This is a genomic window from Acholeplasma laidlawii PG-8A, assembly GCF_000018785.1.
GTDB lineage: Bacteria > Bacillota_I > Bacilli_A > Acholeplasmatales > Acholeplasmataceae > Acholeplasma > Acholeplasma laidlawii.
Map to the genome: position 1 here is coordinate 890551 of NC_010163.1, position 19026 is coordinate 909576.

Here is a 19026-nt window from a genome sequence, read left to right on the forward strand (position 1 = left end):
ATCGATTATTTCAATCTAATTGACTTTCTTCTTTTAATAATGAGTATGGATGAACCAACAATTAATACTATCAACGTTAGTGTTACACGGATTATAATCCATATATTATGTATATTGGTAGAGTTTATATCTGTTTGAATTGGTATGGTTTCATTGACTCTAACTTGTGTTTGAATTTGAATCCATTCAGTTCCAGTATTAGCACTTAATGTAACAACATATACACCTGGTTTAGTCTCATTCCCCTCATAATCATTTTGAGTGATTTCAATTTCTGTGTAATTAATCGTTAATAGATTCTTGATTAATCCAAGTAATTCATTTGCGTCATGTATATTGCTTGCATCTAAGTTAATTGCAGGTATTTTAATAAAAAATACTGGTGGGGTATTGTCTAATACCTCAATAAATACTTCTTTAGTTGCTTCATTACCAAATTGATCTTTTGCTCCTATAATTACTGTAAACTGTCCAGTTTCATGTTTTTTAAAATCACTTGATTTGATATATACTTCAATGAAATCCTTATCTATTTCATCAATTGCTGACATACTTTCTAGAATCATTTCTAAATCAAATTGATCTTCAATATCAATGATATATGTACTTCACCAGTAATAATAGGTGCAACATCATCAATTACATAAATATGTTGTCTAACAGTGACAGCATTACCATTGTAATCATCCACCATGATATCAACATAGTATTGTCCAACAATATGTTCATTACCTGTATAATTTTCATCATCAATTGATATTTCTAAGTTCTCTGTATAGTTATCTGTTGCCTCTACGATGTCAATAAGAGTTCCTACATCAATTTTGCCGGCATAACTAATCCTAATATCTTCTAAAGGTTGGACAACAGGTGGTTTTGTGTCTTGGACCCACACATTGTAAGTATATGTTGTTTTATTATTAGATAGATCTGTTGCTTCTATTGTCACTTTATACAGACCTGGTTTATGTTTATTCGGGGTGTAATTATCATTTATTATAACGATACTATCCGTAATGTTTCCATTTTGATTGTCCCATGCTCCAAACAACTCATTTAATTCTAGAATATCTAGTGGATACTCTACATCAACTTTTAATGTGATAGTAGACTGAACTCTAGAGAATTCTCTTCCTTTTACAAAGTACATATGAAAATTACCTAAATCTTCTAGTAATGTCGTATCCTCTTGACTAGACAATTTTAAGATGCCATCTTTATTATAATGAGTGCTATCTAATAAAATTGATGTTCTTCCAACATAACTGTATATGATATTACCCGTATCTGCATCAGATACTACAAATGTTTCATATAGTGAATCTATTTTATATATATTTGGACCCATACGACTCATCACATCATCATTAAATAAAATGTCATCAAATGCTGCTATATAGACACGGTCATGCGTCTCTATAAGTTCCATTTCATCCAGACCTTCTAGCGGTTTTAAACTCACTGGAAGTGCATGTACATTCGGTATCAGTGATACCGTCAAACAAAGTATACTTATCCATATAACTATCATTAAAAGCTTTTGTTTCATATTAAAATCTCCTTTTATTTACTTTCTACCTTATAGTAGAGACAAAATATAAAAATGACTTTTATTTTTGTTTGACAAATAAGTAAACTTGATATACAATGATAATGCTTTATAAAAAATGCATCCATAGCTCAGTTGGTAGAGCAACAGACTCTTAATCTGTGGGTCCACGGTTCGAGCCCGTGTGGGTGTACCATTTATATATGAAAAGGCCATTTGATGAACATATCAAATGGCCTTATTTTTTCGTTATTAAAATCAATAATTATTTTACTCTCTTACCTTTTTCATAGTATTTAGACGCCATATAACTATAGATTATTTTCCCATCTTCTATAATCATATATCCAGGTTCATAAATCACATAGATTGGTCTTTCATGATAGTGACTTGTACGTCTTAAACTCTTCTTTTGTTGTTTACGGCGGTTATAATGCACCTCAACACCAAAATCCTCTAATAAGCCAATACCATCACTTAATTGATATTTTTTATAGTCTCTATCTTTTGAAATATGGAACCAGTTAAATTGAACCATGGTCCCTGCAGATGGTCCCATGACTACTTTATTAGAGTTTTTAATGGTATCTAATAAGTTATATTCTACGAGACGATTATAGAATTTTTCTGGTGCACCACCTGGTAAAAAGATGATATCTGCATCACTGACTTTTTTTATGGCGCTATCCGCTGTATCCTTTTTATAAATCACCCAACTCACATTATCCGGATCGATACCATAACTTAAAAACGGTTCTAAAATATGCAGATACCAAATACCTAGAGGTTGTTCATAACCTTTGTGATATTGATCTATCATATCATCAGACTCAAATTGTGAGAATGCTATTACGCATATCTTACTATCTTTATGAATGTATTTTTCTAAATGTTTTTTGACATATGGTTTGTCATAGATTGTTCTTGAACTTAATATATTTATCATGACCCTATTATACCTTATTTTTACATGATTTTAAAGTCTATTAGAGGTGCAATTAAAGGTTAAAAAAAAACACCTTCTAAAAAGGTGTTTTACAGCATGCGCCAAGTGTTTGATCTTTCTTAACTTTTTCAATTAAATGTAAAATGACATCTTCATCTAACATCACATGAACAAGCGCGTTCGTAATACCTTCACTTAAGAAGGATTCAAGTTCAGCTAAAGTTCTTAACTGTTTTTCAGTTTGGGTTTGAAGTCTGTTATCAAGTAGTTGATCTTCATGATCCATAACAAGCGCCAACATGTATTCTTTATACGCTTTAATATGATCGCATAACTCATCCACACTAAGTTTTTTTAGAGCATCTACAGTTGGTTTTTTCTTCTTGTAATATTCAGTTTCAACAAATGTCTTATAACTTTTTTCTTCTGTCACTTTTATAACCTCTAATTGATATGAAGTATTGTAGCATTAAACAAAATAAATGTCATGGAAAGTGGATTATAACTTATGAATTGTGTGAATTTCCGTGACATTAAGAAAAAACACTTACCATGGTAAGTGTTTATAACTATTATTTTATGATTAAGGTTGTTGTGTCACAATTGGTTGTAGTGTTTCATTTTCTATGGATTCAGGATAAGGATAAGCTTCTTCACGTAAGCGTTTGAACATGACATAAATTAAACCTCTAGTCAAATCAAGTCTTGTTACGATACCCAAATCTCTTTCACCCTCAACACGAATTTTTTCACCGATTAAATACGTTTCATTGCTCCATGCCATATGTCATTTCTCCTAACATTTAAACTACTATTTATTATACCATATTTCAAGCTAAAATATCTTTAATTATTTTTCCAATTACGAAACTATGGTTTCTATCCTTTATTCTTTGGAACCATAATAGTAATTGTTTTAAACTCGGATCTTGAATTAATTTAATTAATTGATCTAAATCTTGCATAAATAAAGGGTGATCCATATCATTTAAATTATTAATTAAACGTTTAGCTTGTTTACTTGTTTTAATTGTTTTATATAGTTTTTCTATTAATGGGGGCATTGTTAAAACAGGTATACGAATCTTTTTACTATTGATATCCAAATTCATTTTATAAATCGCTAATATTTGCTGTTTGGCAGCATAATCAATGATTTCCTGATACTTATCATCCTTCCAGATAAAAATCTCTTTAAGGAGTTTTAATCGATATAAAAAGCGGTGGTTCGAACCCTTAGATAAGTTGTTTTCACGTAAGAATTTCCCCTCTATTAATTCTAAATCCTGTAGATTATAAACACCATTGAGTGATTGCTCAAATAAGGATACTAAAAGTCCAGTGGTTTCAGTCTTATGTGGTGTATTTTGAAGATATCTTTCTAAGTCTATTAATACATTGTTTTTTTCTAGTTCGTAAGCATTCAAAACACTATCAAATGATACTGTTTGAATGCTTCGATTGATTTTCTTATCTGTAATAATATAGGTTATATAAGAAAGTTTATCTTTTGTAATTTCATCTTCAATAATGACAGAAAATCCAAATGAACCATCTTCATAGTTTCTATTTGTTGGATGTCCTACAATATCATTACGTAAATATTTTAAATGTCTTAAGTTTCTATTTTGGTTGATGTTAACGTGGTATTTATATTTCGTTGCTGTAAAAGAGAGTTGATATAACGCATCAATGGCTACAAATAAGCCTTGAAGTAACCCAAAAACGTCAAGTAAAATATCTGCTTTACTGGATGCATCTCTAACTTTAAAATCTTCTATCATAAGATCCACATACTTTAATGCGGCTACACTACTTTCAGCTCTAATTTTTGCATCAAACGCTAAGTTTTCAATTGCTTTTTCAATTCTCATTTGAACTATTTCCTTTGATTTTTATAAATAGCCTATCTGCAGTAATTGGTTTATACATATCACCTTGAATGTATTTGATGCCTAAACTATGAAGTACTTCTTTGTGTTCAGGTGACTTTACATCTCTAATGATAACTGCCATGTGATGATTTAGGAACAATTGGTGCATACTTTGAATATATTGGTTCCATTTATCGTCCGTAGATTTAAAGTCCAGATGAAGTGCATTAAATGGATAGGAAAGGGCAGTTTCCACAGATGTTGTATCCAGTCCAATACCCGTATTGGCAAGTTCTGATATTTGATTTAAGTGCTGATTGATTTTTATATTATCACCCTTGACTTTAAATCGAATAAATTCAAAGGGTATACTATATTGATGAAACAACCCAAAGATATAAGGATTAAAGTCTACACTCGTAAATGTTTCTTTAGAAATTGGAATGGTAATTTTAATGAGCTTAGTTGTCTCTTTTTCGAGTGTATGTAAAAACTCACAGACCATCTTAATATGATGGTGTTCTAACGCTTCTAAACGATTACGTTTTTTAGCAATTGCGTGTAGGTATTTACTATCTACAGCAATATTTTCTAAGATAAGATCAGATTCATATTGCCAAATAACATTTCTATCTAAATCGATTATTTGCTCAAAAGCAAGTGATAGTTGATTGGTTTCAATCGCTTGATTTAAGTAGTTAATGACTTGTTGTTCAAAGACTTCATTTTCATAGATAGAATGCTCATAGAATATATAGGGTTCATCACTTGCTTTTCTTCTTAAATAATCTAGTGATAATTCTAAATATCTAAATATCTTACTTGGTAGTTTTTCTTCTGTAACAACAGGATATCTAATCACAGCTATTTTCGGTTCAAATTGTTCGTAGCTTATGACTACAGATTCCGTGTCATTTAAGTATTTAATATATGCTTTTAATAATCTTGTCACACTTCGTATATCATTTACAGGTACATATACAAACAATTGGTTTGTACCATATCGGTAAACTGTACCATCTTCAAAGAACTTTTGACTACGTTGACCAAACTCTTTAAAGAATTTTAATGCAATATCACTACCATAGATAGGTAAAATAGATTCATTAAATGATATGAGTAAAAATGAACCTTTATCTTTAATGTACTTTTCAAAGTTATTATGTAGCGCATTTAAATTTAAAAGCGATGTTTCAAAGTCCACTGTAGCTTCTTCAATGAGTTTCATACGTTCATCATAAATATGTGTAATATCATCAAAGATTGAAATTACATGAATTTCATCTTGAGTAGCGATTGAAACAAGTCTTTCTTTAATTTGTTTATCTAAATAAACGTAGGTGACTACATCCATTAAACCTGCTTTTTCAAATAATCTTTGAACTGAATGTTCATAAGCTTTAATTTCATGAACACCTAGATTTCTTAAAAACAGCTCAAATGGTAAGTGACTATCAACATTGAGTAATTTTTGACTTGCGATATTATAAGTTGATTGATGATTCGTCATGATACGTAGGTTCATTAAGTTTGAGTCTAGGATATGTCTTAAAAACGTATTTTCAGTACGAATATTACCTATTTTCTCTTCATCCTTTAAACTTCCATAGATGATGGTTGAAATACCTTTAAATAGGTCAAAAAAGGTTCCTGGATCTTGTATTTCATCTTTTAGATATACCATGAAGGCACCTAAATCATAAAGGGCAAAACTATAAATATAGCCAACACTTTCATCATATGGTTTACCAGTTAATATATTTTTGGAATCCATAAATGATTTTGGTGTACCAAAACGCTCTTGACCATCTTTTAAGACATTATGAATGATGGTGTCATAATAACTTTGAGGTATCAGTTGCTTATCGTAGAGTCTTTCTTTTTTATAATGATAGAGCATATCATCTTTACTGGTAAAGACGATAAAGTCTGTTGCATCTACTACTTCAGATACACGCATAAAAAAGAGTCTTAAGTATTCTCTATAGTGTTTGTTATCATGGATTTGATGAGCATACCCAAAGAGCTCAATTAAGGCATCCATGTGATAGATATTTTCCTTAACTGCTGAAACTTTAGGAGCTATACTTACTTGATGATCCGTGACCTTAATGCCTGAATCTTTCTTTTCTTCAATAACAGATTCATTTTTCTTTTGTTTCTTTAATTCTTTTTGAAGATTTTTTAACTTCTTGGCATAATTATCATAAAGAAATTTGTTTTTAATTTCCTCATAAAAATTCATGAAAAGTTCATAGGATTTTAATCTAAATTCAGGTGATTCTAACTCTATTTTCTCACTAAAATCGCCATCTAGAATTGCTAGTCTATGTGAATCCTTTTCATGTACATAAACTTCTAAAAGCGTCATAAATGCAGACATTTCATGTCTTTTATCTTGACGATATTGATTTGCGATTAATTTAGCTTCACTATACTGATTTAATTGTAGTAGTGTTTTTAAATATAGTGGTATATACGTTTGTTCATAATCTAATCTTTTGAGTTCAGCCATCAAAGTAATGGCTTTATTTGGTTCATTTTGATTTAAGTAATTCACTAAAAGATCTTTTAATAATGATAGTTTTATGTCATTAGGTAATGTATCTTGTAGTAATCTTTCGATATCTTCAGTATAATTTTGATGGGTTATCTTTTTAAATTCTAATAAATTTAAATCAGCTAAATATCTTTTATTTACCGGTAGTACTTCTTTACGATCTTGAATATAGGCATATGCAATATCATATTTTTCTAAGTTCATAGCAGATAAATAAATCAGTTCATAAAGTACTTCTAATTCAGGATTTTGATGATGTTGAATCAACTTCTCATGATAAGCTATACCTTCATTTAATACGATTGGATATGCTTTTAGAGCATAATAGGTTTTCATTAAATGGATAAAAACTGTTTGGTGTTCCAAAACAGTTAATGTCTTATGCTCTATGAAATTTAATATTTCAGCAACGGATTCTTGACTTGGCTGAAGGTTTAATATCTCTTTCACTTGAATTGCTCAATTTCCTTTAGTTGTTCTAAAAAGTGGCCAGCTAAACTTAAATACTTGCCTGCAATCATTTCAAAATCTAAATGAAGTTTCTCTGATAAATTAATTTCATGTTTATAGGTTGCAACAATATGCCATTGTAACACTTGATACATTCTATAAAAACGTATATGTGCAAGTTCAAAAGCAGATGGTGTACGTTCTAGATAATAACCTAATAATTTTTCAGCATCTTTAAAATCAATGTTTCCAAACGATGCAATATCATAGTAAGGGTCATTTAATCCAGAAAATTCCCAATCTAATAAATAGATTTTATCCCCTGATTTCACTAAATTAGAGCGCTGTGCATCACCGTGGCATAGCACTTTAGGTAATTTAGAAAAATAAGCATCATATAATTTAAGCCATTGCATCTTAAGTGTATAATACGTAGTTGATGGCTCTTTTTTAAGAAGCTTTTCATATCTTCTTAAACGTTCTTTTAATCCATAGTCTTCACCAGGTAATTTAGCTTGATGAAGTGTTTTTAATGCATTAGCTACTAATGGATAATCTGTTTCTTCCATACTAACAGATAGCGGTGTACCTTCTACATATTTTGAAACTTTAACACCTGTTTTAGAATCAAAATAAACTAATTCTGAGTTAAGATTTAAAGCTTTTGCTTGTTGAATATGCTTTTTTTCAATACTTGGTTTAACTAAAACTTCACCACCATCACCAATAATTCTAATGACATATGGTTGTTCTTTGACATAGACCAAGTAGGTGTAGTTACTCATACCTCCTTTAAATCTTGAATCTACTCTTACATCTATTTCATTTACTTGAAATACTCTTGTAGCTATTTCTACGATTTTATCTTCAATCAACATTTATGATGCTCACTTTCTCTTTTTCGTATACTGCGTATGTCTTATTCTTTTGTCCGGTCAGGGCACCTGGGTTTATAAATATAATATTATCAATACTTCTATAAAATGCGTCATGCGTATGTCCAAATATGCAGATGTCTGCACCCATTTCTTTAGCCATCATGATTAATTCATTTAAACCATACTTTACATTTTGAAGATGACCATGTGTCAGTAATATGTTTAAACCTTTAAATTCAATGAGTCTTTCGGTTGGTAAATCTAGGTAATAATCCGTATTACCTTTAACAGCAATCATTTTAGCATTTTCAATAGTTTGTAAATCTAAACCTAAATCACCAGTATTTAGATGTAAATCAAATGTAGGTTCTCGTTTCAATACTTTTTCAAGTACATCATTTCTTCCATGTATATCGCCAGTAATCAATAATTTCATCTTTAGCCTCCAAAAAGTTGTTCAAAGCATGTCTTCTATGCGAATGTTCATCTTTATAAGTTGAACCTAATTCACCCAGTGTTTCTTGCTTACCATCTGGTATGAAGATTGGATCATAACCAAATCCCATACTCCCTTTTAAGTTTAAAGCTATATTGCCTAACATGTTGCCAACGTATGTAAATATTTTACCATCAGGAAACGCAATTGCAATCGCACATACAAATCTTGCTTGACGATTTTCCTTATTTTTTAGTACATCTAATACTTTAATATTATTCACAGTATCACCTAATCCACTATACCGTTTCGAATAGATCCCTGGTAGGGGACTTATCGCTTCTATAATGATACCAGAATCATCTGCAATGGCCACTTGATTAAATCTTTTAGCAAATGCTCGTGCTTTAATCTGTGCATTTGCTTCAAAGGTTAATCCGGATTCTATAATTTCTTTTTCATCTATTTGAAAGTCTTTTAATAAAGTGATCTGATGTGGTTTTAAAATACTTTCCATTTCTATGAACTTATGATAATTATTTGATGCAAATATTATATCCATATATTCACCTTTATAAAATTTATATCATATATAATTATATCATTATTATGATAACTAATGGTTTTCTAGTATAATAGATTTATTAAATACGTTGAGGAGATAAGCACATGTATGACCATTTAGATGAAATAGAAAATGAATTTAAAGAAATTCATGAAGAACAGAAGAACAAGGATGAAGTAGATCCAAAAATGCAAAAAATTTATAGAAATAACCTATTCTTATACTTAGCGTATATGATACTACCAATTATTCTTTCTATATTTATTTTAATCGCATTAACTGATATCGACTTTTTCTTTCAAGATGTGAACGCTAGTGAATTTGCAATCACTAATGCAGTCAATGATGTCAATGGATTACTGATTGTCGATCCAAACAATTTTGAAAATCTTGATTCAGCTTATGAATCTTTCTTAATACCGGTTGGAGCAGATGGTACCCATATCATTTATGTACACGCTTCAGCAACCTTTATTACAGATACTGACTTCTTTGATTCCGTCTTAGAAGGCGATGTTTACACCTATACATTGAAGGCATCAGTGCTCAATGATATCATAGATGGAAACATAAAAAAATGGCCTAATAACGCCCAAATTAACTTCCATATACCCTATGATGATGTTTCACCACTAGTGGCAGGTTCTTCTGTTGACAATATCATCGAATTGACCAAAGAAAATTCAGTCCCAACAGTAGCTTTAAATGCAATATTCGCGTTTACATTAATGTTAATTATTGCAATTCCGATGGTAATCATTTCTAAACCAATTTTAATTGGAGACTTCAATTTATTAAAGGTAGATAATGAAAGTGTTGGCACAGTTTTAGCAAAATCTGGTATTGGTGTGCTTTACATGTTTGGTGGTAATATTGCTGTTGGTATTCTTGTCATGGCGATTTCTACAATGTTTCAAATCCCTGATCAAGTATCTGCAAATCAGTTAGCAATTAATTTAATGTTAAAGTCACCTTACTTTATTTTAATGATTATTACTGCTGTTGTTATTGGACCTATTGTTGAGGAATTGGTATTTAGAAAATCATTCTTTGGTTTAATTAAAAATGAAAACTGGGCACTTGTTATTTCTTCACTAGTGTTTGGATTAATCCACATCTCAACTGAAATTCTTACAGGCGATATTGGTATGGTGATTGTAAGTAGCTTACCATATATTGCAGGTGGATTTATATTTGGTTACATTTACATGATTAATAAGAAAAACATTGTGATACCGATCATTGCACACATGGGTTATAATTTAATATCTGTTTTAATGTCCATGTTCTTACTTTATGTTTTATAAAAATAATAGCAGCCAAATTGGCTGCTATTTTTGTATCGTGCTTAAATGAGTTGTCTAAGTACATTAACACATGCACTTAACTTATAGTGCTGTGCATAATCAAATGCGTTTTGCTTTAATCTGTCCTTTTTTAATAAATAGCCATTATCAATAAGTGTTCTAAGTTTTAAGTGATCTCTATTTAATACTGCTAGTGTAAGTATTTGATCATTTAATAAATTTGTATAATCTGGCGATAACTGCCATTCTTTTAATAGTTCATAAATAACGATGTCATCATTAATTTTTGCTAGATTTAATGGTGTCTCATAGCGTCTATTATATATTTCAACATATGCATCATACTTTAGTAAAAGTTGGACAATGTCTTTTTGACCAAATCTTACGGCGTTAAACAGTGGTGTTTCAAAGTGGTCATTTAATAAATTAGGATCTAATTTATGTTCTAAAAAGTGTTCTACCATAGATACATTGGTTGTTCTAGCAGCATAATGTAAAAACGAATCTTTATTACTGTCTAAATAAAAGTATGAAGTCTTAGCGTATTCTAAGAGATATGTAACTACATCCATATGTCCTGCAAGTATTGCATAGTGTATTGGTAATCTATCTTCATTATTTTTAGCTTTAGGGTCTGCTTTATATTCAAGTAGTAATTTAACCATATCTAGATTACCCTTATGAGCTGCCAAATGTAAAACTGTTTCATCACGGTTATTTTTGATGTCTACACGTGCATATTTAGCTAATAGTTTTTTAGCAATATTTAGTTTAGCTTTTCTGGCACAATCAAAAAGTGCAGTTTCTCCTAATTGATCTTTTAGATTTAAATCAATTTCTTGATTTAATAAATAATCAATAACATCCATACTACTGCCTAGTACTGCATGATGAAGTAATCCCTTACCTCTTTGGTCTTTAATACCTAAAAAATCGATATGAGTCTGAAGACTAGACACATCATTATCATATGCATATTTAAATAAATCCATGATTAAAAACCTCCTATTCCTTCAAATATATTATATACTATTTCCTAAAATAAAGTTACTTGAACTCGTCTTATAAAAAAAGTACACCTAAGTTGTACTTAGAAGTGTACTTGTTTACTATGATTTCTAAAAGATTAACTTGTAGATATTTGAGCCATTCTCAAGTTGCTCATAGATTTTATTAAAAGGCTATTTAACTGCGTCTTTTAATAATTTACCAGCTTTGAAAGCAGGTGTTTTTTGTGCTGGGACAATAATTTCTTCACCAGTACGTGGATTTTTACCACGACGTGCAACACGATTACGTACTTCAAAAGTACCAAATCCCGTAACAACTACTTTTTCGTCTTTAGAAAGAGTTTCTGTAACGACATCTACAAACGAGTTAACGACTTTTTCAGCCATAGCTTGAGTAACTTCAGCTTTGTCGGCAACTAATGCAACTAATTCAGTTTTGTTCATTTTTAATCCTCCTATTAAGATATTATGATTATAACATGATAAATCGCTTTATACAACGATTAATACACTCTATTTTTTTAATAACCGACTAAAATTAAACATTACAGACTCAAATGTTCTCATTTTAGGCATAAAAATACCCCGTAAAACGAATTATTCCATAATATGGATTCACGTTTTATGGGGTAGTTCATTTAAATTAGCTTTTAAATTAAGCAATAACTTCTTCTTTTAACTCTCTAGTTAATAGATTTTGAATCGCTTCTTTGACACTCATGTTATTAAAGATAACCTCATAAGTGATTTCAATAATAGGTAACTCAATTCCTGTTTGAACACATAAATCTTTTGCTGCTTGGATTGCACGAACACCTTCTACAACCATCTTAGATTCACTTAAAACTTGTTCAACTGGTGTACCTTGACCTATCTTTAAACCTGCATTAAAGTTTCTAGAATTATAACTTGAAGCTGTTACAATTAAATCTCCAATACCTGTTAAGCCAAACGCAGTTTCTTTTTTACCACCATAGTGAACAACAACACGTACAATTTCTAGGATCCCACGTGTAATTAATGCTGCACGTGCATTTTCTCCTAAACCATAACCTGTCATCATACCCGATACGATAGCAATCGCATTTTTAATTGCACCACCGACTTCACAGCCAATTAAATCATCTGATGTATAAACACGTAAGTAGCTTTGATTTGAAAAGAGTTGTTGAACACTTTTTCTAAACCATTCCACATCACTTGCAGCAGTTAATACTGTAAGTTTACGTTCGATAACTTCTTCAGCATGAGATGGCCCTGTCAATACTGCGTAAGCACCAAGTAATTCTGGGGTAATTTCATCAGTTACAATTTCTGAAACACGTTTAAGTGTTACAGGTTCAATTCCTTTAGATACATTGATAAAATATAGTTTTCTAGTTGCTAGTTTATTAATATCTCTTAAGGAGTCACGCATAAACTTAGTAGGCACTGCAAGTAAAATGTAATCAGCATAATCAATAGATTCTTTCAAATCTAATGTGGCACGAATGCCAGTAATCTTATTATCGAAAAATGGATGGATATTATTGTTAATCTTTTTAACTGCTTCAGGATTCACATCATAAATCAATGTTTCATGTCCATTATCAGTTAGTACTTGAGCAAGTGTAGTTCCCCAAGAACCGCCACCAATTACACTAATCTTCATAGTTATCCTTCTTTCTAAAGACGAATTTTAACGGTGTACCCGTTAATTCAAAATTATCTCTAAACTGATTTTGTAAATAACGTTCATAACTAAAATGAATGAATACTGGATCGTTAACGAAAATTGCAATCGTAGGTGGTTTTGTATCCACCTGTGTAGCATATGAGAAGTTTGCTTTACCATGATTGAATATAGCAGGTGGATTCATTGCTACAGCATCATATAAAGTATCGTTCACAAGTTTTGTAGGTAATTGTTTCGTGAAGTTTTCATATACTTCTCTTAATACAGGGAATATTGTATGAACTCTTTGGTTTTCTTTAGCAGAAACAAAGACAATTGGTGCATAAGGTAAGAACTTAAACGTTTCACGGATTTCAGTTTCAAACTTCTTCATTGTCTTACTATCTTTTTCAATTAAATCCCATTTGTTCACGACAATAATACATCCACGCATATATTGCATAATATAGCCAGCAACGTGGCCGTCTTGTTCTTGTATACCTGCTGTTGCATCAAGTACAAGTAGTGCAATATCACTACGCTCAAGTGCAGTCATGGCACGTAATACAGAATACTTATCTAAGTTTTCGTATACCTTACCACGCTTTTTAATACCAGCAGTATCAATAATCGTATATTTTTGTTTATCTTTTGTAAATGTTGTATCAATTGCATCTGTGGTTGTACCAGAAATATCTGAGACGATCACACGCTCTTCACCAATAATGGCGTTAACTAATGAACTCTTACCAACATTTGGTCGACCTAGAACTGAAAAAGAAATAATCCCTTTTTCATGTACTTTTTCTTCCTCAACCATGTAACTTAATGTTTTATCTAATAAATCACCGACACCAATACCATGGTGACTGGATACTGCAATTGGATCACCAAATCCAAGTGCATAAAACTCAAAAGCATTATGGGCATGTACAATATCATCAATTTTATTAACAGCAACAATGACAGGTTTATCTGTCTTGTAAAGTAGTTTTGCAATATAGTAATCACTATCTGTTAAACCACTTAAGCCATCAACAACAAAAATAATGACATTTGCTTCATCCATTGCTATTTCTGCTTGGTGTTTAATTTGAGTTAAAAAAGGGGCATCACCAACATCGATGCCCCCAGTGTCTATTAGACTAAATCGTTTAGTTAACCACTCTGCTTGAGCATAGATACGGTCTCTTGTGACACCCGCTACATCGTCCGTGATCGAAAACCTTTCACCTATTATACGATTAAACAGTGATGATTTGCCGACGTTTGGACGACCGACGATTGCTACAGTAAATGGCATCCTAAAACCTTCTTTATATTATATTTTTTTATTTCTTCTTTTTATCTTTGCCTAAATTTGTATATATGTCACCTAGTGTTAGGCTTTCTGCTTCATCAGCATCACCCATATATTTTTCAAATTCTTGGCGTTCTTGTAAGTTTAATAAACGTTTAACAGATAATTTTAATACCCAGTTTTGTTTATTAAATTCAATCACTTTAGCTTTAACAGTATCACCAACTTGGTAATACTCATCAATATTCACTTTTGGATCGTTATGTGCTTCATTTTTTGGAATGATACCATCAACAGATTCAAAAGATACTTTGACTTCTTCTTTTGTTACTTCTTCAATACGTACTTCAATATCTTGACCAACTCTTAAGTTAAGTTTAGCCCATGGATTATCTTCTAATACTTTCTTAGAAAGTGAAATTCTTTCTTTCTTAGCATCTTTAGATAAAATAACTGCTTCAATTTCATCATCAATTTTGATGTATGCGTCAAAATTAGATTGAGGATTCCATGAATATTCACTCTTATGAAGTAAACCTTTAACATCACGATCAAGTTCTACTAAAATACCAAATGGTAATTTAGATACGACTTTACCTTTTACTGTTTCTCCAACTTTGTGAGCTTTTAAGTATGCTTCATATGGTGTAGGTTGTAAAGCCTTCATAGATAAATCTAGACGGTTACCTTCTTTTTTGATCACTTTAACTTGAACTTTTTGTCCGATTTCTAAGACATCTTCAATTTTATCAATTCTATGATGTGACACTTGAGAAATACGTAACATACCTGATACATGTTCAAAACGTACAAATGCAGCGTGTGTTTCAAAGGATTCAACAACACCTTCTAATACAGCACCAGTTGTAATTGTTTCTAATTCTTCTTGGCGTGCTTCTTGACGTTGTTGTTGCTCTTCTTGACGACGTGCTTCAAAAATAGGTTTTCTAGTTGCAATTAATTTAGGACGTTTACGATCTGCTTTAAACTCTTCAATTAATACCACTAATGATTGTCCAATAAGTTTATCTTTTTGATCTTTTAATTCGAAATCTAATAATGAGTAAGGTAAGAATAATTCAATTCCTTCAAAGTTTAATACTAAACCTTTATCATTAGCTGACTTAACTACAGTTTCAATTTCTAACTTTTCATCAAAAGCTTTTTGGATTTTTTCCATATTCTTTTCATGTAAAAGTGGTAATCTAGATAACATGATTAAAGATGAACGATCATCTTCACTTATTTTTTCTACCTTAGCGCGTACTTTATCGCCTTTTTTGATAACTTTTCTTAGATCCTCAGGTGCAGGTCTGTCAAAGTACTCAGCATAGATAGTTCCCTCTGTAGCTGCGTTAATGTCTAAAAGTACATAATTTTTCTTTACTTGAAAAACTTCACCTTCGATAATTTGTCCTTTTTTAGGGATTATAAAATCATTCATTGATTACTCCTTTTGCTGACTGTATCAGCTCTATTATTTTTTTAACTGTTTGTTGCAATGACATATGTGTCGAGTCTACCACGATTGCATCCTCTGCTTTTTTAAGTGGTGATATTTTTCTTTGTGAGTCTAGTTGATCTCTTCTTGTAATTTCTTCAATTAACTTTTCGATATCTACTTCATAGCCTTGGTTTTGTTTATCTTGTTGCCTTCTTTTAGCACGTTCTCTTACATCAGCGATTAAAAATATTTTTAAGTCTGCATCTGGTAAGACAACTGTACCAATATCTCTACCATCCATGATGATATTGTTTGTTTCGCCAAGTTTTTGTTGTATTTCAACTAACTTCTTCCTCACATAAGGAAAACTTGAGACTAGTGACACGTGGTCAGTGACCGCTTTAGAACGAATTTCTTTTTCAACAATACGGTCACCTATATAGATGTGATCATCTCTATAAGTTATCTGTACGTCCTCTAAAAAGCGATACTGAGATTCATCATTCATGTCAATTTGATTTTCGATGGCTAAAAGGGTGACTGCTCGGTACATGGCACCCGTATCTATATGGGTCATACCTAGTTTGTGCGCTACATTTTTGCTAATTGATGATTTACCGCTTCCTGCGGGACCATCAATGGCCACTTTAAATCCTGCCATAAAATTCCTCCACACTACATTTTATTATACCACAAAGTAGATTTAATATCATATGTTAACTACGATATAAGTATTTTACTTCGTGAGATTTTAATTTTCTATAACTTCCTCGGTTAACACCTTCTAGTGTTAGACTATCAAATCTAATACGAGTCATGTTTTTAACCTCATGTCCAAGTTGCTTGAACATGGTTTTTAGTTCTTTAGCTGATTCATTGGTTATTATCATTTTAACTAATGTGGATTGATGTGCTTTATCAAGTTCAACAATTGCTATATCAACTGGTTTAATAATTTTGTTTTCAACCTTAATACCGCGTTTGATTTCACGGATACGCTCTTTAATCATGATACCTTTAGTACGTATAACATATTCTTTTTGAATACTTTCGCTTTGGCTTGTTAATTTCTTTGTTAATTCACCATCGTTTGTTACAAGCAATAAACCAGATGTATCATATTCAAGTTTATGTATTGGAAATAAACGAACATTTTGATCTTCTTTTAAAATAAGGTCTAAAATGTTACGACGCTTATGTATATCAGCGGTTGTAGAAAGATAACCGGTAGGTTTATTTAGTAAATAGTATACTAAAGGTTCTTTGACTAAGGGTTTGCCTTCAACAGTAATGATATCTTTAGGACTAACTTTATAGCCTAAAACATTAATGACTTCATCATTAACCTTAACCTTACCTTCTGTAATTAAATTTTCTGCTTTACGTCTGGATGCACACCCAGCCTGAGCAATGACTTTTGATAATCTTTCCATATTTTCACCTTTAATATTATAGCATATTTAGCTTATAATTTTAACCCTAAAATCTACATGTTTCAAAATAAAAAGACACTAACGGTCTTTCTATCTTCATAAATATAAATTACGCTCTTGAAACGTAAGTACCTTCAGTTGTATTCACGATGATCTTTTCACCAGTTTCAATGAACATTGGTACTTTAACTAAGTATCCAGACGCCAAATAAGCATCTTTCATTGCGTTAGTTTTTGTATCACCTTTAACACCAGGTACAGTTTCTTTAACTTCTAATACTAATTTTTCAGGTAAGTTTACACCAATAATTTCTGTTCCGTAAAAGTTGATTTCAACTTCTAAACTTTCATATAAGAAATTAAGTTCGTATTCGATTTGAGATTTGTCCACTTCGATTTGTTCATAAGTTTCCATATTCATGAATACGTGTGTGTCACCTGATGCATATAAGTATTGCATTTTAATGCGGTCGATAATCGCACGTTCAACTTTATCGCCAGATTTGAAAGTTATTTCTTGAATGTTTTTTGTACGTAAATTACGTAATCTTGTATTAATTAGCGCTCCACTTCTAGCTGTTTTAGAATGTAGGAAGTCTAATATTACATAGATTTGGCCGTCAACTTCGATTGTTAAGCCTGTTTTAAAATCACTTGTAGATACCATTTTTATATTCTCCTTTGTAAAACCTTATATAGTTTACTAGAAATTACTCATTTTTTCAAGTATATAAGTAACTGCATCCATATAAGACTGCTCTTTTTTACCAAAAAATGTTTGATTTACCACATCTTTTATATAATTTATCTTTCTAAAAGCTTCTCGTTCATAAATATTTGATAAATGAACTTCCACTTTAATTAACTTAATTGTTTCTAAACAATCTCTAATAGCAATCGACGTATGTGTATATGCACCTGCATTGATTACGATAGCATCACATGCTGTTTCTTGAAGAAAATCAATGATTGCACCTTCATGATTACTTTGGAAAAATTCAAAGTCTACTTTAGGAAATGTATTTTGAATATGACAATTGATATCATCAAGTGTCATCATGCCATAATGATTTACATCTCTTTTACCTAACATATTTAAATTTGGACCATGAACAATAGCTATCTTCATTTATTTTTCCAATCCGTAACAATCTTAACTAAGTCTGATACAGCTTTAGTTATATCATCACTGTTTGATACTATTTTATCAGCAAACCCTTGATATTTTAAAAATCTAATATCATAAAGTTCTTCTAAGGTCATAGATTTTAATAAAGGTCTATCATAACTAGATTTTAATCTTTTTTCTATTGTTTCAATCGGTGTATTAATATAAATTTTTAGTCCATCCATCAAAGCTTTGTTTGCCTTCTTCATGACTATACCACCACCGGTTGAAATGACGTAATCTTTACCGATGAAATCTTTTAGGCTTTCAGTTTCAATTTCTCTGAATTTTTCTTCGCCATACATTCCAAATATTTCATCAATGTAAAGTAAATATTTTTGTTCAATATACTGATCAAGATCGATAAATGTCTTATTAAGTTCTACTGCTAACCTTTTACCTAACGTGGTTTTACCACTTCCCGGCATACCAATTAAATATATATTCATAAC

At 31.0% G+C, this 19026-nt stretch carries 21 protein-coding genes and 1 tRNA gene; 2 read left to right on the forward strand and 20 right to left on the reverse strand.

Translation table 11 applies throughout. From position 1 onward, the window contains the following. Nucleotides 1–5: 5 nt before the first annotated feature. Together ACL_RS04245 and ACL_RS04250 are read right to left on the reverse strand one after the other, a co-directional pair. A complete protein-coding gene (locus ACL_RS04245; RefSeq protein WP_012242804.1) occupies nucleotides 6–566 on the reverse strand; it encodes an Ig-like domain-containing protein in 561 nt (186 codons plus the stop codon). A 2-nt stretch (nucleotides 567–568) separates the two neighbouring features. Further along, nucleotides 569–1549, reverse strand: a complete 981-nt coding sequence (locus ACL_RS04250) for a hypothetical protein (RefSeq protein ID WP_012242805.1) — start codon at nucleotides 1547–1549, stop codon at nucleotides 569–571. Nucleotides 1550–1669: 120 nt separating this feature from the next. On the opposite strand from ACL_RS04250, the gene ACL_RS04255 reads away from it, so the two are divergent. After that, a tRNA-Lys gene (locus ACL_RS04255) sits at nucleotides 1670–1745 on the forward strand. A gap of 69 nt (nucleotides 1746–1814) precedes the next feature. Here ACL_RS04255 and ACL_RS07270 read toward each other — a convergent pair. The 8 genes from ACL_RS07270 to rdgB all read right to left on the reverse strand — a co-directional run bounded on the left by ACL_RS07270 (nucleotide 1815) and on the right by rdgB (nucleotide 9255). Then, nucleotides 1815–2495, reverse strand: a complete 681-nt coding sequence (locus ACL_RS07270) for a Type 1 glutamine amidotransferase-like domain-containing protein (protein ID WP_012242806.1) — start codon at nucleotides 2493–2495, stop codon at nucleotides 1815–1817. Nucleotides 2496–2571: 76 nt separating this feature from the next. Continuing rightward, nucleotides 2572–2928: a hypothetical protein gene (locus ACL_RS04265; protein WP_012242807.1), complete on the reverse strand. Its 357-nt coding sequence runs from the start codon at nucleotides 2926–2928 to the stop codon at nucleotides 2572–2574. 150 nt (nucleotides 2929–3078) lie between these two features. Continuing rightward, a complete protein-coding gene (locus tag ACL_RS04270) occupies nucleotides 3079–3279 on the reverse strand; it encodes a hypothetical protein (RefSeq protein ID WP_012242808.1) in 201 nt (66 codons plus the stop codon). Between the two features lie 46 nt (nucleotides 3280–3325). Continuing rightward, nucleotides 3326–4369, reverse strand: coding sequence for a hypothetical protein (locus ACL_RS04275; protein ID WP_012242809.1), 1044 nt, complete (start codon nucleotides 4367–4369; stop codon nucleotides 3326–3328). Further along, nucleotides 4359–7379, reverse strand: a complete 3021-nt coding sequence (locus ACL_RS04280; protein ID WP_041634094.1) for an EAL domain-containing protein — start codon at nucleotides 7377–7379, stop codon at nucleotides 4359–4361. The genes ACL_RS04275 and ACL_RS04280 overlap by 11 nt, the downstream gene beginning before the upstream one ends. After that, on the reverse strand, nucleotides 7376–8257 hold the full coding sequence (locus tag ACL_RS04285) for a phosphotransferase (protein ID WP_012242811.1): 882 nt from the start codon (nucleotides 8255–8257) through the stop codon (nucleotides 7376–7378). Before ACL_RS04285 ends, ACL_RS04280 begins: the two co-directional genes overlap by 4 nt. Continuing rightward, nucleotides 8247–8693, reverse strand: a complete 447-nt coding sequence (locus ACL_RS04290) for a metallophosphoesterase family protein (RefSeq protein WP_012242812.1) — start codon at nucleotides 8691–8693, stop codon at nucleotides 8247–8249. Before ACL_RS04290 ends, ACL_RS04285 begins: the two co-directional genes overlap by 11 nt. Further along, nucleotides 8653–9255, reverse strand: coding sequence for an RdgB/HAM1 family non-canonical purine NTP pyrophosphatase (gene rdgB, locus ACL_RS04295; protein WP_012242813.1), 603 nt, complete (start codon nucleotides 9253–9255; stop codon nucleotides 8653–8655). Before rdgB ends, ACL_RS04290 begins: the two co-directional genes overlap by 41 nt. A gap of 107 nt (nucleotides 9256–9362) precedes the next feature. Here rdgB and ACL_RS04300 point away from each other — a divergent pair, with 107 nt between their 5' ends. Continuing rightward, nucleotides 9363–10565, forward strand: a complete 1203-nt coding sequence (locus tag ACL_RS04300) for a CPBP family intramembrane glutamic endopeptidase (protein WP_012242814.1) — start codon at nucleotides 9363–9365, stop codon at nucleotides 10563–10565. Nucleotides 10566–10606: 41 nt separating this feature from the next. Here ACL_RS04300 and ACL_RS04305 read toward each other — a convergent pair whose 3' ends face one another. From ACL_RS04305 to ACL_RS04350, 10 genes are all read right to left on the reverse strand, one after another. Continuing rightward, entirely contained in the window at nucleotides 10607–11557 is a 951-nt protein-coding gene (locus tag ACL_RS04305; protein WP_012242815.1) for an ankyrin repeat domain-containing protein, read from the reverse strand. Between the two features lie 189 nt (nucleotides 11558–11746). Then, on the reverse strand, nucleotides 11747–12019 hold the full coding sequence (locus tag ACL_RS04310; RefSeq protein ID WP_012242816.1) for an HU family DNA-binding protein: 273 nt from the start codon (nucleotides 12017–12019) through the stop codon (nucleotides 11747–11749). Between the two features lie 211 nt (nucleotides 12020–12230). After that, nucleotides 12231–13226: an NAD(P)H-dependent glycerol-3-phosphate dehydrogenase gene (locus ACL_RS04315; RefSeq protein ID WP_012242817.1), complete on the reverse strand. Its 996-nt coding sequence runs from the start codon at nucleotides 13224–13226 to the stop codon at nucleotides 12231–12233. Beyond that, the gene (gene der, locus ACL_RS04320) at nucleotides 13216–14532 is read right to left on the reverse strand and encodes a ribosome biogenesis GTPase Der (protein WP_012242818.1); all 1317 of its coding nucleotides are present in this window, start codon (nucleotides 14530–14532) and stop codon (nucleotides 13216–13218) included. The genes ACL_RS04315 and der overlap by 11 nt, the downstream gene beginning before the upstream one ends. Before the next feature lie 28 nt (nucleotides 14533–14560). Further along, nucleotides 14561–15973: a S1 RNA-binding domain-containing protein gene (locus ACL_RS04325; protein WP_012242819.1), complete on the reverse strand. Its 1413-nt coding sequence runs from the start codon at nucleotides 15971–15973 to the stop codon at nucleotides 14561–14563. Then, nucleotides 15966–16634 carry a (d)CMP kinase gene (gene cmk / locus ACL_RS04330; protein ID WP_012242820.1) on the reverse strand — a complete coding sequence of 223 codons (669 nt, stop codon included), beginning with the start codon at nucleotides 16632–16634 and terminating at the stop codon, nucleotides 15966–15968. Before cmk ends, ACL_RS04325 begins: the two co-directional genes overlap by 8 nt. Before the next feature lie 55 nt (nucleotides 16635–16689). Next, nucleotides 16690–17406 carry a pseudouridine synthase gene (locus tag ACL_RS04335; RefSeq protein ID WP_012242821.1) on the reverse strand — a complete coding sequence of 239 codons (717 nt, stop codon included), beginning with the start codon at nucleotides 17404–17406 and terminating at the stop codon, nucleotides 16690–16692. Between the two features lie 109 nt (nucleotides 17407–17515). After that, nucleotides 17516–18073 (reverse strand): elongation factor P, encoded by a 558-nt coding sequence (gene efp / locus ACL_RS04340; protein WP_012242822.1) that lies wholly within the window; start codon nucleotides 18071–18073, stop codon nucleotides 17516–17518. A gap of 36 nt (nucleotides 18074–18109) precedes the next feature. Beyond that, the gene (locus ACL_RS04345) at nucleotides 18110–18535 is read right to left on the reverse strand and encodes a type II 3-dehydroquinate dehydratase (RefSeq protein ID WP_012242823.1); all 426 of its coding nucleotides are present in this window, start codon (nucleotides 18533–18535) and stop codon (nucleotides 18110–18112) included. After that, the gene (locus ACL_RS04350) at nucleotides 18532–19023 is read right to left on the reverse strand and encodes a shikimate kinase (protein WP_012242824.1); all 492 of its coding nucleotides are present in this window, start codon (nucleotides 19021–19023) and stop codon (nucleotides 18532–18534) included. The genes ACL_RS04345 and ACL_RS04350 overlap by 4 nt, the downstream gene beginning before the upstream one ends. Nucleotides 19024–19026 lie beyond the last annotated feature (3 nt).

What these genes read in the sequence shown, in the direction of transcription:
- ACL_RS04250 (WP_012242805.1), bottom strand. Translation starts at nt 1,549, where the DNA reads ATGAAACAAAAGCTTTTAATGATAGTTATATGGATAAGTATACTTTGT.
- ACL_RS04285 (WP_012242811.1), bottom strand. Translation starts at nt 8,257, where the DNA reads ATGTTGATTGAAGATAAAATCGTAGAAATAGCTACAAGAGTATTTCAA.
- ACL_RS04325 (WP_012242819.1), bottom strand. Translation starts at nt 15,973, where the DNA reads ATGAATGATTTTATAATCCCTAAAAAAGGACAAATTATCGAAGGTGAA.
- ACL_RS04310 (WP_012242816.1), bottom strand. Translation starts at nt 12,019, where the DNA reads ATGAACAAAACTGAATTAGTTGCATTAGTTGCCGACAAAGCTGAAGTT.
- ACL_RS04350 (WP_012242824.1), bottom strand. Translation starts at nt 19,023, where the DNA reads ATGAATATATATTTAATTGGTATGCCGGGAAGTGGTAAAACCACGTTA.
- ACL_RS04345 (WP_012242823.1), bottom strand. Translation starts at nt 18,535, where the DNA reads ATGAAGATAGCTATTGTTCATGGTCCAAATTTAAATATGTTAGGTAAA.
- ACL_RS04245 (WP_012242804.1), bottom strand. Translation starts at nt 566, where the DNA reads ATGATTCTAGAAAGTATGTCAGCAATTGATGAAATAGATAAGGATTTC.
- ACL_RS04275 (WP_012242809.1), bottom strand. Translation starts at nt 4,369, where the DNA reads ATGAGAATTGAAAAAGCAATTGAAAACTTAGCGTTTGATGCAAAAATT.
- ACL_RS04300 (WP_012242814.1), top strand. Translation starts at nt 9,363, where the DNA reads ATGTATGACCATTTAGATGAAATAGAAAATGAATTTAAAGAAATTCAT.
- ACL_RS04315 (WP_012242817.1), bottom strand. Translation starts at nt 13,226, where the DNA reads ATGAAGATTAGTGTAATTGGTGGCGGTTCTTGGGGAACTACACTTGCT.
- efp (WP_012242822.1), bottom strand. Translation starts at nt 18,073, where the DNA reads ATGGTATCTACAAGTGATTTTAAAACAGGCTTAACAATCGAAGTTGAC.
- rdgB (WP_012242813.1), bottom strand. Translation starts at nt 9,255, where the DNA reads ATGGATATAATATTTGCATCAAATAATTATCATAAGTTCATAGAAATG.
- ACL_RS04270 (WP_012242808.1), bottom strand. Translation starts at nt 3,279, where the DNA reads ATGGCATGGAGCAATGAAACGTATTTAATCGGTGAAAAAATTCGTGTT.
- ACL_RS04305 (WP_012242815.1), bottom strand. Translation starts at nt 11,557, where the DNA reads ATGGATTTATTTAAATATGCATATGATAATGATGTGTCTAGTCTTCAG.
- ACL_RS04290 (WP_012242812.1), bottom strand. Translation starts at nt 8,693, where the DNA reads ATGAAATTATTGATTACTGGCGATATACATGGAAGAAATGATGTACTT.
- ACL_RS07270 (WP_012242806.1), bottom strand. Translation starts at nt 2,495, where the DNA reads ATGATAAATATATTAAGTTCAAGAACAATCTATGACAAACCATATGTC.
- ACL_RS04335 (WP_012242821.1), bottom strand. Translation starts at nt 17,406, where the DNA reads ATGGAAAGATTATCAAAAGTCATTGCTCAGGCTGGGTGTGCATCCAGA.
- der (WP_012242818.1), bottom strand. Translation starts at nt 14,532, where the DNA reads ATGCCATTTACTGTAGCAATCGTCGGTCGTCCAAACGTCGGCAAATCA.
- cmk (WP_012242820.1), bottom strand. Translation starts at nt 16,634, where the DNA reads ATGGCAGGATTTAAAGTGGCCATTGATGGTCCCGCAGGAAGCGGTAAA.